Consider the following 14,600-nt stretch of genomic DNA (forward strand, 5'->3'; position numbering starts at 1 on the left):
AATGCACTGGCACCGCTCCCGCCCGCCGATAAGCTGACCGCATGACCGTCGAACTCCCCGCCCTCCCCTTCCCCCTCGACTGGGAAGACGCCCTCGAACCGCCGAGCTGGCAGGTCACCGACACCGGGCTCGAAGCGACCGCCGCCGCAGGCACCGACTGGTACGTCTACGCCCCCGCGCCCGCCCTCCACGCCCCGGCCGACGGCGCCCGCCTCCTCGGCCTGCCGCCGGAGGGCGACTGGCAGTTCAGCGCCCGCATCACCGTCGACTTCAACGGCAGATACGACGCCGGGACCCTCTTCCTCCTCGCCGACGAGGCACACTGGTCGAAGCTGTGCTTCGAGTACTCGCCCGACGAGCAGGGCATGGTCGTCTCGGTCGTCACCCGCGGCGTCTCCGACGACGCCAACGCCTGGAACGTCGAGGGCGACACGGTCTGGATGCGCGTCAGCCGCATCGGCGCGGGCTTCGCCTTCCACGCCTCCGCCGACGGCGAACGCTGGGAGTTCGTGCGCTGCTTCGGGTTCGGCGTCGACACCCCGGTCAAGGCCGGCTTCGGCGTCCAAGCCCCCGAAGGCCAGGGCTGCACCGTCCGATTCACCGAGATCGCCTTCAAGCAGGAGACCCTCGCCGACCTCCGCAACGGCTCCTGACCCTGGGGCTCCACCGCAATACCGCACGGTGACGGCGCGGTCCGGCGCCGATGGACCTATCCGGATTCCGCGTTCAGGAGGCGCAGCAGAAGCGGCGGGTGTTCCGATTTGTCGGCGCGTATCGACGCGCATCCGGCCGAGTGGTGAAGCCCGGCCGAGTGGTGCGCGGCCGGGCTTATCGGTGGTGCTGCTCAGGGGTTGTGGAAGACCAGCTCCGGCCAGTCCTCGTTCGGGCCCTCGAGCACCGGAGCCTCCTCGCCGCGCAGGTGGGTGCCCGCGAACTCGGTGACGAGGGCGCGGGCGATCTCGTTGCCGCGGTTGCCGTCGAGGTCGTCCTGGTTCAGTCCGGCCTGCTCGCCCAGCGGTCCGAAGTCCGTCATCGAGCTGTGGGTGGTGCCGGAGACGGTGATCCAGCGCTTCCAGCCGTCGAGCTTCTTCCAGGCCTTGTCCCAGGTCTCGTCCTGGCCGGGCGAGCCGTGGTCGTCGCCACCGCCGACCATCAGGAACGGGCGGTCGAGCTTGTGCGGGTCGAGCGCGAAGAAGGTGCCGTCGAGGTTGAACCCGGCGTCGAAGCGCTCATCGGCGAGCATCGCGCGGTGGCCGCTCGCGCCGCCGATCGAGTGGCCGCCCACGACGACGCGGTCGGCGTCGATGACGCCCGCGTCCTCCCAGACCGGGTCGTCGCCGGTGAGTTCGTCGAGGACGAACGAGAGGTCCTCGGCCCGGTTCGGCACCAGTGCGCGGACGTCGAGGTCCTCTTGCCGGCAGGTCAGGCACTCGGTCGTGCGGCCGTCGGGGAAGGTGATCGGCGCTTCGTAGGCGTGGCCGACGGCGGCCACCGCATAGCCCTGGCTCGCAAGCTCTTCGGCCATGCCGGTGAGGGTGGCGCGCGGGAACGAGAATCCCGGCGAGAGCACCACGAGCGGCAGTGAGCCGTCGTCGGCGAGCGGCTCGGCGCCCGCCACCGAGTTCGTCTCGACCGAGGCGAGGAGCGCACCGGGCAGTTGGAGCTGCGCGCCGAACAGCGCGCCTTCCTCGGCGGTCATGTACGGCGCGGTCGCGCCTTCAGTCTCAGCGGTCGGGTACCACATGGTGACCATGAGCTCCCGTTCCTCCTCGGGGACCCACACGTCGGCTCGGTCCTCGTCGACGAGGTGGAGCTGCGCGGTGCCGGTGGCGAACTCGCCGCCCGGCTCGGGAATCGCCAGCGCCGGTGCGACGGTGGTCGGCTCGGTGGTTTCGGCCTGCGCGGTGGAGATGGCGGCTACGGTCGCTCCGGCGGTGACCGCGAGGGCGGTCGCGCCGAGGAGGATGCGCTTCGCATTGCGTCGCAACGTCAAGGTCCAATCGGTGTCGGTGGCGCGGGCCCTGTCGGGCCCGCTCCATCAACTCTGGCTCTCGAAAACGCTGCCGCCCTGGGTATTTCGGCCGAACTCGGGTAGGTCTTCAGACCGGTATTCGGCGGCTTCACCACTGACTTTCGTCAGGGGCGCGGGTCGGGGTTCGGCCGCTTCGGGTTACAGCGCGGGCTTCGCGGCCGGGGCGATCTTGACGGCGCAGACCTTGAACTCGGGCATGCGGCTGATCGGGTCGAGCACGTCCGAGACGGCGGCGTTGGCGTTGCCCGCGCCGGGGAAGTGGAACGGGCTGAAGACCGTGTCGGGCCGGATGTCGGTGGTCAGTCGCGCCGGGGCCGTGTAAGAGCCGCGCCGGGAGGTGACGCGGACCCAGTCGCCTTCGCCGATGCCGTGGCGCACGGCGGTGTCGGGGTGGATCTGCAGGAACTGCTCGCTGTCAGGCCCGTCGAGGGACTCGATGAGGCGCGTCTGCGCACCCGACTGGTACTGGGTGAGGACCCGGCCGGTGGTGAGGTACAGCGGGTACGAGCGGTCGCGGCGTTCGGCCGGGTGGCGGTGGTCGACGGCGATGAACTTGGCGCGCCCGTCCGGGGTGGGGAACTTGAAGTCGGCGAACATGCGCGGCGTGCCGTCGTGGTCGGGGCCGGGGACCGGCCACTGGAAGGTGCGGTCCTCAAGGCGCTCATAGGAGACGCCTGAGTAGTCGGCCTTGCCGCCGGCGGAGGCGCGGCCGAGCTCCTCGAAGATCGCCTCGGGGTCGGTGGAGTAGGCGCCGGGGGCGTCGAGTCGCGCGGCGAGCTCCTTCATGATCCACAGGTCGGAGTGGACGCCGTCGGGGGCGCCGCGCAGCGACTTGCGGCGGATGATGCGGCCCTCGAGGTTGGTCATGGTGCCGTCTTCCTCGGCCCACTGCGTGACCGGGAGGACCACTTCGGCGAGGCGGGCGGTCTCGGACATGACGAAGTCGAACGAGACGAGGCAGTCGAGGTCCTTGAGGCGGTCGGCGACGCGGGCCGCGCGCGGGGCCGAGACGACCGGGTTGGAACCGAGCACGAACAGCATCTTGACCTCGTCGCCGCACTTGCGCAGCAGTTCGACGGCGGAGACGCCCGCGCCCGGCAGGGTCTCCGGGTCGACGCCCCAGACCGCGGCGACGTGCTCACGCGCGGCCGGGTCGGTGATCATGCGGTAGCCCGGGAGCTGGTCGGCCTTCTGGCCGTGCTCGCGGCCGCCCTGGCCGTTGCCCTGGCCGGTGATGCAGCCGTAGCCGGAGCTGGGCTTGCCGGGGAGGCCGAGGGCGAGGGCGAGGTTGATCCAGGCGGTGACGGTGTCGACGCCCTTCGCGTGCTGCTCGGAGCCGCGTGCGGTGAGAATCGCCGTCTTCTTGCCGGCCATGAGGCGCGCGGCGGCGTACAGGTCCGGGACGGAGACGCCGGTGATGCGCTCGACGAACGCGGGCCAGTAGCCGGCGACGGTCTGGCGGACCTCGTCGAAGCCGTTCGTGTGGGCGTTGATGTAGTCGTGGTCGAGGTAGCCCTGCTCGATCGCGATGTGCAGGAGCCCGTTCGCCAGCGCGAGGTCGGTGCCGGGGGCGGGCTGGAGGTGCAGCTGGGCCTGCTCGGCGGTGGCGGTGCGGCGGGGGTCGATGACGATGAGCTCGCTTTGAGTCAGGAATCTCATGAGCGGCGGCATGGTCTCGGCCGGGTTGGCGCCGACGAGGACGATCACGTCGGCGTCCTGCAGGTCTTCCTTCGGGAACGGGAGGCCGCGGTCGATGCCGAAGGAGCGGTTGAGGGCCCCGGCCGCCGAGGACATGCAGAAGCGGCCGTTGTAGTCGATGTGCTTGCTGCCCAGGGCGAGGCGGGTCCATTTGCCGAGCTGGTAGACCTTCTCGTTGGTGAGGCCGCCGCCGCCGAAGACGCCGACGGCGTCCTTCCCGTGCTCGGCCTGGACCGCGCGGATGCGGTCGGCGACGTGGTCGAGGGCGGTCTCCCAGGAGACGGGCTCGCCCCGCAGGAGGGGCGTGGTGAGCCGTTCGGGGTGGTCGAGGAGCTCGGGCGAGGTCCAGCCCTTCTTGCACATGCCGCCGCCGCGGGGGGCGGCGGTGACCTTGCCTTCGGCGTCCTCCTCCAGCCGCATCCCGCACTGGAGCGCGCAGTACGGGCAGTGGGTGTCGGCGGTGCGGACGACGGGGAGTGCGGCGCGAACGGTCATGCGGCGAGTGTGACCGGGAGTCGTTTCGGCGTCACGTGAGCAATGTTTCCGGAATGCTAAGTGGCCCGCAATCGTCACGAAGTGACGATTGCGGGCCATGGCTAACGACCTGGCGACGACGGTGTCTCAGTCGAGGGGCTGGCGGTCGGACCGGGGTCAGACCTTGGCGTAGGCGAGGCTCGGGGCGCGGTCGACGAAGACCTTGCGCTGGTAGAACCACCAGTTCATGCCCAGGAAGAGCACGTAGCCGCCGAGGAAGACGTACATGGCGATCACGACTGAGCCGGTCTGCTCGTTGGAGATCCGGAAGCCCTGGTTGATGAGGAATCCGCCGAAGGCGCCGATGGCCGAGATCCAGCCGAGGGCGGCCGCGGTCAGCTTCTTGGCCTGCACGACCTCGGCCTCGTTGGTCTCGCGGCCGGCGGTCGCGGTGGCCTCGGCCTGGAAGATCGCCGGGATGGACCGGTAAGTCGAGCCGTTGGCGACACCGCTCATGAGGAACAGCACCATGAAGGAGATGAAGAACAGCGGGAACGAGTTCAGGTTGATCCCGCCGATGGCGCCGAGGACGCCGCCGCCCATGAGGATGAACGAGAGGCTGGTGATCGGCGCACCCGCCCATTTGTCGGCCAGGTAACCGCCGACGGGACGGGAGAGCGAGCCGACCAGCGGGCCGAGGGCGGCCAGCCACAGGGACTGGAACTCGGGGAACTCGATCTTGATGACCAGCGGGAACGCGAACGAGTAGCCGATGAAGGACCCGAAGGTGCCGATGTAGAGCACGCTCATGATCCAGGTGTGCTTGCGGGCGAGCGCGGGGAGCTGCTCCTTGATGGGAGTGCGCGAGACCGCGAGGTTGTCCATGTAGCGCCAGGCCATGAGGGCGGCGAAGAGCCCCAGGACCATCCACATCAGCGGCACGTTGTGCAGGTAGATGGCCGTGCCGGTCTCGGTGGTGCCCTGCGAGACGCCGAAGATGCCCACGGCCAGCGCGAACGGGCCGATGAACTGGACGGCCGGGACGCCGATGTTGCCGCCGGCGGCGTTGACGCCGAGGGCGGTGCCGCGGTAGCGCTCCGGGTAGAAGAAGGAGATGTTGGCCATCGAGGAGGCGAAGTTGCCGCCGCCGAAGCCGGCGGTCACACCCGCCACGATGAACAGCCAGTACGGCGTGCCCGGGTTCATCACGCAGTACGCCAGCAGGGACGTCGGGATGACCAGCAGCGCTGCCGAGATGATGGTCCAGTTGCGGCCGCCGAAGATCGCCACGGCGGCGGTGTAGGGGATGCGCAGGAACGAACCCACGAGGTTGGGCACCGCGGTGAGCCAGAACAGCTGGCTGGTGGTGAACTCGAACCCGGACGCCGCCAGGTAGGGGGCGACGATGGAGAACATCACCCACACCGAGAAGCCCAGGTGCTCGGCCACGACGGACCACAGCAGGTTGCGCCTGGCGACCTTGCGCCCCGTCGACTGCCAGAAGGCCTCGTCGTCGGGACGCCAGTCGCTGATCCAGCCCTTGCGGGCGCCGGTCGGCTTTTCAGCCGTCGATTGCGTCAGAGTCGTTGTCATGCGCCCTACATTCACGGAGCGTCATTGCCTGGACGTGCGGCGACTGTTCCTCGACGATGAAGTTCGGCTCACGGTTCTGTTACGGAGGGTGTGAAAGGTGCGCTGCCGCGGCGGGTGTACGCGGCCCGGTCGCGTACACCCGTAAGGCGAGAACCCGGTCACAAAGACTGATGGCATAGCGTTAACGACCATGGACGCCGCCATCGAGGTCGCCGACCTCCGCAAGACCTACCGCGGCCGCAGGACCGGTGAGATCCGAGCGGTCGACGGCGTGAGCTTCCGCGTCGAGCGCGGCGAGTTCTTCGGCATCCTCGGCCCCAACGGGGCCGGGAAGACCACGACGCTCGAGATCGTCGAGGGCCTGCGCAAGCCCGATTCGGGGACCGTGCGCCTGCTGGGCCGCTCGCCGTGGCCGCACTCCCCCGAGCTGACCGGCCGCCTCGGCGTGCAGCTCCAGGCCTCCGCGTTCTTCGAGTTCCTGACCGCCCGCGAGCAGATCGAGACGTTCGCGGAGCTGTACGGGGCGACGAAGTCCCGCGCGGCCGAGATGCTCGACCTGGTGGGCCTCGCCGAGCACGCGAACGTGCGGTGCGAGAAGCTCTCGGGCGGCCAGCAGCAGCGGCTCTCCATCGCGTGCGCCCTCGTGGGCGACCCTGAGCTGGTGTTCCTCGACGAGCCGACCGCGGCGCTCGACCCGCAGGCGCGGCGCAACCTGTGGGACCTCATGCGGTCCATCAACGCCGAAGGCCGCACCGTGGTGCTCACGACGCACTACATGGAGGAGGCCGAGGCGCTCTGCGACCGGGTCGCCATCATGGACGCCGGGAAGATCCGGGCCGTCGGCACCCCTGCCGGATTCGTGCGCGATCTCGACGCGCCCACCAAGGTGACCGTCGCCGCGGGGCAGCTCAGCGGCGAGCGCGTCCGCGAGCTCGCGGCCGGTGAGACCGTGAACGCCGACGAGACCGCGGTGGTCTTCGAGACCCGCGACCCGCGGGGGCTCCTGACCGCGCTGGCCTCCGACGGGGCCCTGGAGGGCCTGTCGGTGCGCACGGCGAACCTCGAAGACGTCTTCTTGCACGTGACCGGACGGGAGTGGCGCGGATGAGCCTCGATACGGCCGAAGTGCGCGCCGAGCGCGCCGAACGCTCGGGGAGCCGGGCGTACCTGAGCCTGTTCAAGGCGCTGGGGCGCGGCTGGATCCGCGACCGCAGCCAGATCTTCTTCACGATCCTGCTCCCGCTGATGTTCATGGTGCTGCTCGCGAGCGTGTTCGGCTCGGGCGACACCGCGGCCTCCCGGATCGTCGCGGTCGGCGACGTGGCGGTGCTCGACGGCGCGGACCCGGACGCGTTCACCGTCGTCGAGGCCTTTGATCTGGACGAGGCGCTGGCGATGATGCGCGACGGCGACGCCGACGCGGCGGTCGTCCAGGACGGCGCGACCGTGCGGATCTATCCGTCGGCGACGAACTCGACTTCGGGCGCGATCGCGGAGGGGAAGCTCTCGGCGCTCGTCGACGACGTGAACGTCGAGGTCCTCTCGGCCGCGGCCCCGGGCGAGCCGGTGCTGGAGACCGAGGTCGAGGAGGCCGACGGCGGGGCGCTGCGGCCGATCCAGTACCTCGCGCCGGGCATCCTGGCCTGGGGCGTCGCGATCTCGGGCGTGTTCGGCGCGGCCGGCACGATCGTGGACTGGAAGCGGGACAAGCTGCTGCGGCGGCTGCGGCTGACGCCCGCGTCGGTGCGCACGTTCCTGGGCGCGAAGGTGTCGGTGAACCTCGTGGTCGCGGTCGGCCAGACCGCGGTGTTCCTCGCGGTGGCGGCTCTGGGCTTCGGGCTGCAGTTGTCGGCGTGGACGTGGTTCGCGGTGCCGCTGGTGCTGCTCGGGACGCTCGCGTTCCTGGCGATCGGCGTGGTCATCGGCGGCATAGCGCAGACGAGCCCGGCCGCGGCCGGGTTGAGCAATCTGGTGACGATGCCGATGGCGTTCGTGTCGGGCGCGTTCTACCCGCTGGCGCTCTCGCCCGAGTGGGTGCAGGCGATCTCGTACCTGTCGCCGATGCGGTACTTGAACGAGGCCCTGCAGTCGGTGGTGGTCTACGGCGAGCCGCCGTCGGCGGTCCTGCCGCAGATCGGGTTCCTCGCCGCGTTCGCCGCGATCGTCGCCCTCGTCTCGTGGAAGACCTTCAAGTTCGACGAGCTCTGAGGCGTGTCGGTATTCAGTCGACCGTGCCTGCGGCGCATTGCGAGATCAAGGTGATCCGTCCCGACGCGTAGCCGTCAGTCGGACTTGAGGACCGCGTCGTAGACGTCCCTCCTGCTGACGCCGTAGCGGACGGCGACTTCCTTCATGGCGAGTTTGCGGTCGGCGCCGGTCGCCTCGAGCGCCGCCACGGCGGCGGCCATCGCCTCCGGGGTGGCCTCGCTCGCGTCCGGTCCGGTCCAGCCCGAGATGACGAGGGTGATCTCCCCGCGCGGCGGGTCGGCCTCGGCGCCTTCGGCGAGTTCGGCGAGGCCGCCTCGGCGGATCTCCTCGTGGGTCTTGGTGAGTTCGCGGCACAGTGCCGCCGGGCGGTCGTCACCGAAAGCGGAAGCCATGGCGCGCAAGGTGTCCTGGACGCGCCGCGGGGACTCGAAGAAGACCATCGTGCGCTTCTCTTCTGAAAGTTCGGTGAACAGGCGCCGCCGCTCGCCGTCCTTGCGCGGCGCGAAGCCCTCGAAGCAGAACCGGTCGCAGGGCATCCCCGAGAGCGCCAGCGCGGTCGTCACCGCGCTCGCCCCGGGCGCGCAGGTCACGGTGATGCCGGCGTCGATCGCGGCTTTGACCAGGCGGAATCCCGGGTCTGAGACGGAAGGCATGCCGCCGTCGGTGATGACGGCGACCCGCTTTCCGTCGTACAATTGTTCGATAAGGGTCGTCGTTCGACCCGCCTCGTTCGCCTCGAAATACGACGTGATCGATGCAGTGGGAACGACATCCAGTTCACTGAGGAGCCGCCGGAGCCGCCGGGTATCCTCTGCGGCGATGACGTCGGCACGGGCCAGCTCGGTCCGGAGCCGAGACGAGGCGTCCTCTGGATTTCCCAGGGGCGCACCGAGAAGCACCAAAACGCCCGTTGAAGATGTCGACATCCGGCCAGTATCCCCCACCGCCTGCGGCGGGGCACCGGCTCGGTGAGCGTGTCGCGACGGGCCGCACATGCAAGATGCCGCGCCAAGCTGTCGGGTACCGGACATACACCTTACGCGTGAGCGAACGGTAACGGATACTCCTAGTCATGGCGACGCTTGCGAGCCATAGGTTTGCAGAGTCATGGCGACGCTTGCGAGCCATAAATTCGCAGAGTCATGGCGACGCTTGCGAGCCATAAATTCGCAGAGTCATGGCGACGCTTGCGAGCCATACGCACGGCCACATCACAGGCGACATAACGCTAAGAACGCACGCCCTCTGAACCCAGTGGAGGCCGCCTTGTCCGTGATCCTCAGAGCCGGAGCGGGAATCGCCGCTCTCATCGCCGGTTATTTCGTTCTCGGATTCATAGCGGACCACTGGGCCTGGTTCGCGTCGATCGCGATCCTGCTGGTCGGCACCGCACTCGCGGGTTGGATCCTGTTCCGCAGCCGCGGGCAGGAGCACCGCGACCGAGCGGTCGCCGCCGAACGACACACCCTCATGCGCAGCGTCGACAAGATGAACATCCCGGCCTTCGACGCCATGGCCGGTCAGCTCCTGGTCGGCCTGGACGCCAAGCGCGTCAAGAAGTTCGGCCACCGGAAGAACGACCTCGGCTGCAACTTCGTCGTCACCTTCAACAACGGCCAGCGCATCATCGTGCGCGCCAAGAAGGACGACAAGACGATGCGGCGGCGCAACGGCAACCGCCACGTCCAGATCCTCGGGGGCGAGATCAAGGCCCGCTGGGACTGCGACGCGGGCGTCCTCATCACGAACGCGAACCTGCACTGGATGCACCACGCGGCTCGGAACGAGGCCGTCGCGGCGCAGCTGGGCGTCCTCATCGTCGACCGCGACCGCCTCGCGGAGTGGATCGACACCGGTGTCGCCCCGCCGCAGCTGCGTCCGGTCCCGGCCGCGCTCGAGTCGAGCGGGAGCACCGCGGCGCAGTGAGCGGCCCTTGATCGTCGTGGCGCTGTGATCGCGACACGGCGCCATGGCATCCGCAGACGCGTGCTCAGCGGCCCCTGAGCACGTTCACGGCCCCGAGCCTCAGGCTCGGGGCCGCGTTCGTGCCCGCCGGTGCGCTTATGAGGCGTCCAGGGTGGCCGTGGTCTCGGCCTCCTGCTGGTCGCGCGTGTAGGTGATGGCGATCTCGGTGCCCGCGGAGGTGCCTTGGACGGCGGCGACCACTTCGGACGCGCTGGTGACGGGGTTCCCGTCGATCGCGGTGATCACGTCGCCCTCCTGCAGCCCGGCGGCCGCGGCCGGGGAGTCGGGTTCGACGCTGAGGATCATGGCCCCGTTGCCGTCGGTGTCGGCCACCGAGACGCCGAGGTAGCCCTGCTCGACCGAGCCGTTCTGGATCAGCTGCTCGACCGTGTCCTTCACGGTGTTCGACGGGATCGAGAAGCCGAGGCCGATCGAGCCGGAGTCGGTGGTGGCGATGGCGGTGTTGATGCCGATGAGCTCGCCGTCGCCGTTGACGAGGGCGCCGCCGGAGTTGCCGGAGTTGATGGCCGCGTCGGTCTGGATGAGCCCGCTCAGGGTCGAGCTGTTCTGCTGCCCGAAGCCCTGGCCCTGCTCGCCGGAGACGGTCATCGAGCGGTCGAGCGCCGAGACGATGCCGGTGGTCACGGTGCCTTCGAGGCCGAGCGGCGAGCCGATCGCGACGGCCACGTCGCCGACCTGCACGGCGCTGGAGTCGGCGAAGGTGACGGGCGTCAGGTCGTCCACGCCGGAGACCTGGATGACGGCGAGGTCCTGGGTCGAGTCGGTGGCCACGATGGACGCGTCGGCGGTGGTGCCGTCGGAGAAGCGGACCTCGACGCTCTGCGCGCCGTCCACGACGTGGTTGTTGGTGACGATGTAGCCGTCCTTGGAGTAGACGACGCCCGAGCCTTCGGCGGCATCGGTGACGATCGTGACGACCGAGGGCCTGACCTTGGCCACGATCTCCGTGTAGGTCATGCCCGTTCCGGCGTCCATGGAGACGGACTGCACGTTGGTGGTGCCGCCGTCGCCGTTGCCGATGAACCATCCGGCGACGCCGCCGGCGCCGCCCGCGATCAAGGCGAGCGCGAGCGCTCCGGCCACGAGCTTCCCGCGGCCGCGGGGCCGCGGCGGCGGGCCCGCGGGCGCTCCGGAATGCTGGTACATCGGCGGGACGGGCGCCCCGGGCTGCCAACCGGGCGCGGTCATGTGCGGGGCCCCGGCGGGGGCCGGCGCGGGCGCGCCCTGGAGGACCTGGGTGTGCTCGGTCGGCCGTGGCGCGGCGCCGGCCGGGTGGGGCTCGTAGGCCGATTGGGGGGCCGCGGGAGCCGGGTTCGCGGACGGTGCGCCGATGACGGCGGTGTCGCCCGCGCCGGGCGCGGTGTTCGGCGGCAGGCTCGCGGCCTGCTGCCCGGCGGCCGGGGCGGCGGGTTCGGCCGTCGGCTCGGGTGCGGCGTCGGGGGTGCGAGGCCCGTCGGGGCCCTGCGGTTCGGTCCCCTCGGGGCCCTTGGTGCTCTCAGTGCTGCTCATGTAAGGCAGCATGCCGGGCCCAGCTCTCGGCCCGCTGGTAAAACGCCTTAAAACCCTTTAATGATCCGCGTCGCGTCCGGTGGCGGGCGCGCTGGTCAGAGGGGTCGCGGCCGCTGCGTCGGGCGGTCGGGACATCGACGTGCTTTAAAGCTTTCCAAGTTTCATTCGTCGGCGGTCTGAGGCTCGGCGGTGAGGATCACGGTGAACACCGTGCCTTCGCCGGGTTCGGAGGCGACCTGGACGGTGCCGCCGTGGGCCTTCACGATCGCGGCCACGATCGCGAGGCCGAGTCCCGAGCCGGGGTGGCTGACGGAGTCGGAGCGGAAGAACCGCTCGAAGACGCGTTCGGCGGTCTCGGCGGTCATGCCGGGGCCGTCGTCGGCGACGGTGAGCCGCACCGCCGCGTCCTCGGCGGCCACTTCGACGTCGATGTTCGTGCCGGCCGGGGTGTGCCGCACCGCGTTCGACAGGAGGTTGTCGAGCACCTGCCGCATCCGGGCCCGGTCTGCGGCGACCACAGTGGAGGCTCCAGGGGAGCAGGTGAAGCTGAACTCGTGGTCCTCGGCCATCACGGCGTGCGCGGCGACGGCCTCGTGCCCGAGTACGGCGAGGTCCACCGGCTCGGTCTCGACCGGCCGCTCCTGCCCGAGCCGGGCGAGGTGCAGCAGGTCGCCCACGAGCAGGCCCATGCGCTTGGCGGCCTCCTCGATCTGCCCGATGTACTGCTGCCGGTCGGCCTCGGGCATCTGCGGGTTGGTGCGCACCAGCTCCGCGTAACCGCGCACGCTCGTCAAGGGCGTGCGCAGCTCATGGGAGGCGTCGGCGATGAACTCGCGCATCCGCTCCTCGGAGTCGTGCGCGCGCTGCTCGGACCATTCGCGGGCGCGGATCGCACCCTCTACTTTGGTGAGCATCGAGTTGATGGCCCGGCCCACCCGGCCGACCTCGGTGCTCGGGTCGTGGTCGGGCACGCGCCGCGAGTAGTTCCCGGCGGCGATCATCGCCGCGGTGTTCTCGATCTGCCGCAGCGGCGAGAGGCTCGCGCGCACCAGGCCCACGCCGATCGCGGCCAGCCCGGCGAGCACGCCGGCGCCGATGAGCAGGTCGACCCACACCAGTCCGGCCACGGTCTTGTCGAAGTGCGAGAGCTTGTACGACAGCACGTAGTACGTGTCCGGGTCGAGGTTGTGCTCCTCGGGCTCGTAGTCGGCGTTCCTGCTGCCCACCTCGGAGCCCAGCAGGCCCAGCACCCGCCAGCGCGTGACGCCGTCAGGGCTCAGCGCGGTGAACGCCTCGCCGTCGGCCGCGCTGAGCTGCGCGTAGTCGAACACGGGGTAGTCGTCGCGGTCGCTCGGCCGGTCGAGGCGGTTCCCCGTCGCGGACACCATGCTGAAGAGGTACTGCTGGGGCCGCAGCCCCGGCGTGTCGTCGTCGTCCTCCTTCTGGGGGTCCCACGTGTCGGGGCTCCAGCTCGTCAACTGGGTCTCCAGCTCGTCGTCGACGGTGCCGAGGAAGTAGGAGTGCAGCGCGAGGATCGTGGAGACGCTGATGAGGATGAGGGAGCCCGCCACGAGGACGAGCACGGCCGCCGTGAGCCGGACCCTCAGCGGCGTCCGGTCCCACTTGTCACGGACGCCCTCGAGTACGCGAGGTGCGCTCAACGATGCTGCTCCCGCAGGACGTAGCCGATGCCCCGGAGGGTCTGGATGAGTTTGGGCTCGCCGGTGTCGATCTTGCGGCGCAGGTAGGACACATAGGACTCGACGATGCCGTCGTCGCCGCGGAAGTCGTAGCGCCACACGTGGTCGAGGATCTGGGCCTTGGACAGCACCCGCCCGGCGTTGATCATGAAGTAGCGCAGCAGTTTGAACTCGGTGGGCGAGAGCTGCACGGCCTTCCCGGAGCGCCAGACCTCGTGCGTCTCCTCGTCGAGTTCGAGGTCGGCGTACTGGAGGCGCGAGGGGCGGGGCAGCTCGCCGGAGGAGCGGCGCAGCACCGCGCGGATGCGGGCGACGACCTCTTCGAGCGCGAACGGCTTGGTGATGTAGTCGTCGCCGCCCACGGAGAGGCCGGTGACGGTGTCGGCGGTGTCGTCGCGGGCGGTGAGGAAGAGCACGGGGGTGTGATCCGAGCCCGAACGCATCCGGCGCACAACCTCGAAACCGTCGAAGTCGGGGAGGTTGACGTCGAGGACGACCAGGTCGGGGCGGTGTCGGGCGATGGAGCGGAGGGCCTCGTCACCGGTGCCGACGGCGTGGACGGCGAAGCCCGCGTAGCGCAGTGAGGTGGCCAGGAGCTCGCAGATGTTCTCCTCGTCCTCGACGACGAGCAGGGTGGCCTCGGTCTCGGCGTTCGGCTGGCTGGTCGAAAGCGGCATGGGCCTCTCACAGGTTCGGCGGTCAGCGGTCCGCAGGTCACGGGTGGTTGTGAAGCATACGCCCGGAGCTCAGGCGTGCCAAGCGGTCCGCGGCCGGCCGCACCGACCGGCGGTGACGCTGCGCACCCACGCGAAACACGTTCGAGTGACCTTTATCCGAAGTGTGGGGGGCTATGCGGGAAACCGGCCCGCGCGAACTGTTCTCCGTCGGACCCGTCGGATAGACTTTGTGTCGCAGCCGAGCACGTCAAGTGCTCGGGACCCTACCGAATCAGGTGAGTTCATGACGCTGTCAATCGAGACCGCCACGACCGATGCCGGGGTCGTCACCGTCGAGCTGGCCGGCGAAGTCGACTACGCGACCGCCCCGCAGATCCGCGAGACGATCACCAACGCCCTCGAGGCCGGAGGGGCCACCGCCATCCGCGTCGACGTCGCCAAGGTGACGGTCCTCGACTCCACCGGCATCGGCACCATCGTGGTGGCCTACCGCATCGCCCGCGAGATGGGCGTCGCGCTGGCCGTCGTCAACCCCAACCGCTTCATCACCCGCCTGTTCACCGTCGTCGGCGCCGAGGAACTCCTCGAGGAACCCACCGAGACGTTCTCGAGCAAGGAGCGCAGCGCGGCCGGTTAGGCCCGCTCGGGAGACCCGATGCCTCGTCCGCGCCCCGGCTGAGCCGGGGCGCGGCTGTGCATTGCGGCCATGTATCGCGACCATGC

General features: G+C 69.9%; 12 protein-coding genes. 5 read left to right on the forward strand and 7 right to left on the reverse strand.

Annotated features, from left to right (window positions below; all coding sequences use genetic code 11):
• Positions 1-41 precede the first annotated feature (41 nt).
• Positions 42-653: a DUF1349 domain-containing protein gene (locus JHY01_RS14010; RefSeq protein WP_205326265.1), complete on the forward strand. Its 612-nt coding sequence runs from the start codon at positions 42-44 to the stop codon at positions 651-653.
• A 191-nt stretch (positions 654-844) separates the two neighbouring features.
• Here JHY01_RS14010 and JHY01_RS14015 read toward each other — a convergent pair whose 3' ends face one another.
• The 3 genes from JHY01_RS14015 to JHY01_RS14025 all read right to left on the reverse strand — a co-directional run bounded on the left by JHY01_RS14015 (position 845) and on the right by JHY01_RS14025 (position 5,797).
• A complete protein-coding gene (locus tag JHY01_RS14015; RefSeq protein ID WP_205326266.1) occupies positions 845-1,987 on the reverse strand; it encodes an alpha/beta hydrolase in 1,143 nt (380 codons plus the stop codon).
• A 183-nt stretch (positions 1,988-2,170) separates the two neighbouring features.
• A complete protein-coding gene (locus JHY01_RS14020; protein ID WP_205326267.1) occupies positions 2,171-4,225 on the reverse strand; it encodes a molybdopterin oxidoreductase family protein in 2,055 nt (684 codons plus the stop codon).
• A gap of 156 nt (positions 4,226-4,381) precedes the next feature.
• A complete protein-coding gene (locus JHY01_RS14025; protein ID WP_205326268.1) occupies positions 4,382-5,797 on the reverse strand; it encodes an MFS transporter in 1,416 nt (471 codons plus the stop codon).
• A 190-nt stretch (positions 5,798-5,987) separates the two neighbouring features.
• Here JHY01_RS14025 and JHY01_RS14030 point away from each other — a divergent pair, with 190 nt between their 5' ends.
• Both JHY01_RS14030 and JHY01_RS14035 read left to right on the forward strand, forming a co-directional pair.
• Positions 5,988-6,905, forward strand: a complete 918-nt coding sequence (locus JHY01_RS14030; protein WP_205326269.1) for an ABC transporter ATP-binding protein — start codon at positions 5,988-5,990, stop codon at positions 6,903-6,905.
• The gene (locus JHY01_RS14035; RefSeq protein ID WP_205326270.1) at positions 6,902-8,005 is read left to right on the forward strand and encodes an ABC transporter permease; all 1,104 of its coding nucleotides are present in this window, start codon (positions 6,902-6,904) and stop codon (positions 8,003-8,005) included. The genes JHY01_RS14030 and JHY01_RS14035 overlap by 4 nt, the downstream gene beginning before the upstream one ends.
• A 74-nt stretch (positions 8,006-8,079) precedes the next feature.
• On the opposite strand, the gene rsmI is transcribed toward JHY01_RS14035, so the two are convergent.
• Positions 8,080-8,931, reverse strand: coding sequence for a 16S rRNA (cytidine(1402)-2'-O)-methyltransferase (gene rsmI, locus JHY01_RS14040; protein ID WP_205326271.1), 852 nt, complete (start codon positions 8,929-8,931; stop codon positions 8,080-8,082).
• A gap of 346 nt (positions 8,932-9,277) precedes the next feature.
• Between rsmI and JHY01_RS14045 the strand changes: the two genes are divergently transcribed.
• Positions 9,278-9,931 carry a restriction endonuclease gene (locus JHY01_RS14045; protein ID WP_307814445.1) on the forward strand — a complete coding sequence of 218 codons (654 nt, stop codon included), beginning with the start codon at positions 9,278-9,280 and terminating at the stop codon, positions 9,929-9,931.
• Positions 9,932-10,066: 135 nt separating this feature from the next.
• Here JHY01_RS14045 and JHY01_RS14050 read toward each other — a convergent pair whose 3' ends face one another.
• From JHY01_RS14050 to JHY01_RS14060, 3 genes are all read right to left on the reverse strand, one after another.
• Positions 10,067-11,500, reverse strand: a complete 1,434-nt coding sequence (locus JHY01_RS14050; RefSeq protein ID WP_205326273.1) for a S1C family serine protease — start codon at positions 11,498-11,500, stop codon at positions 10,067-10,069.
• Positions 11,501-11,661: 161 nt separating this feature from the next.
• A complete protein-coding gene (locus JHY01_RS14055; protein WP_205326274.1) occupies positions 11,662-13,161 on the reverse strand; it encodes a cell wall metabolism sensor histidine kinase WalK in 1,500 nt (499 codons plus the stop codon).
• Positions 13,158-13,877: a response regulator transcription factor gene (locus JHY01_RS14060; RefSeq protein ID WP_205326275.1), complete on the reverse strand. Its 720-nt coding sequence runs from the start codon at positions 13,875-13,877 to the stop codon at positions 13,158-13,160. Before JHY01_RS14060 ends, JHY01_RS14055 begins: the two co-directional genes overlap by 4 nt.
• 283 nt (positions 13,878-14,160) lie before the next feature.
• On the opposite strand from JHY01_RS14060, the gene JHY01_RS14065 reads away from it, so the two are divergent.
• A complete protein-coding gene (locus JHY01_RS14065; protein WP_143015085.1) occupies positions 14,161-14,514 on the forward strand; it encodes an STAS domain-containing protein in 354 nt (117 codons plus the stop codon).
• Positions 14,515-14,600 lie beyond the last annotated feature (86 nt).

This window comes from Glycomyces sp. YM15 (genome assembly GCF_016918015.1).
Taxonomy (GTDB): domain Bacteria; phylum Actinomycetota; class Actinomycetes; order Mycobacteriales; family Micromonosporaceae; genus Glycomyces.

Excerpts from the sequence above, each read along its gene's own strand:
- JHY01_RS14010 (WP_205326265.1), top strand. The coding sequence starts at position 42 with ATGACCGTCGAACTCCCCGCCCTCCCCTTCCCCCTCGACTGGGAAGAC.
- JHY01_RS14060 (WP_205326275.1), bottom strand. The coding sequence starts at position 13,877 with ATGCCGCTTTCGACCAGCCAGCCGAACGCCGAGACCGAGGCCACCCTG.
- JHY01_RS14020 (WP_205326267.1), bottom strand. The coding sequence starts at position 4,225 with ATGACCGTTCGCGCCGCACTCCCCGTCGTCCGCACCGCCGACACCCAC.
- JHY01_RS14050 (WP_205326273.1), bottom strand. The coding sequence starts at position 11,500 with ATGAGCAGCACTGAGAGCACCAAGGGCCCCGAGGGGACCGAACCGCAG.
- JHY01_RS14065 (WP_143015085.1), top strand. The coding sequence starts at position 14,161 with ATGACGCTGTCAATCGAGACCGCCACGACCGATGCCGGGGTCGTCACC.
- JHY01_RS14025 (WP_205326268.1), bottom strand. The coding sequence starts at position 5,797 with ATGACAACGACTCTGACGCAATCGACGGCTGAAAAGCCGACCGGCGCC.
- JHY01_RS14030 (WP_205326269.1), top strand. The coding sequence starts at position 5,988 with ATGGACGCCGCCATCGAGGTCGCCGACCTCCGCAAGACCTACCGCGGC.
- JHY01_RS14035 (WP_205326270.1), top strand. The coding sequence starts at position 6,902 with ATGAGCCTCGATACGGCCGAAGTGCGCGCCGAGCGCGCCGAACGCTCG.
- rsmI (WP_205326271.1), bottom strand. The coding sequence starts at position 8,931 with ATGTCGACATCTTCAACGGGCGTTTTGGTGCTTCTCGGTGCGCCCCTG.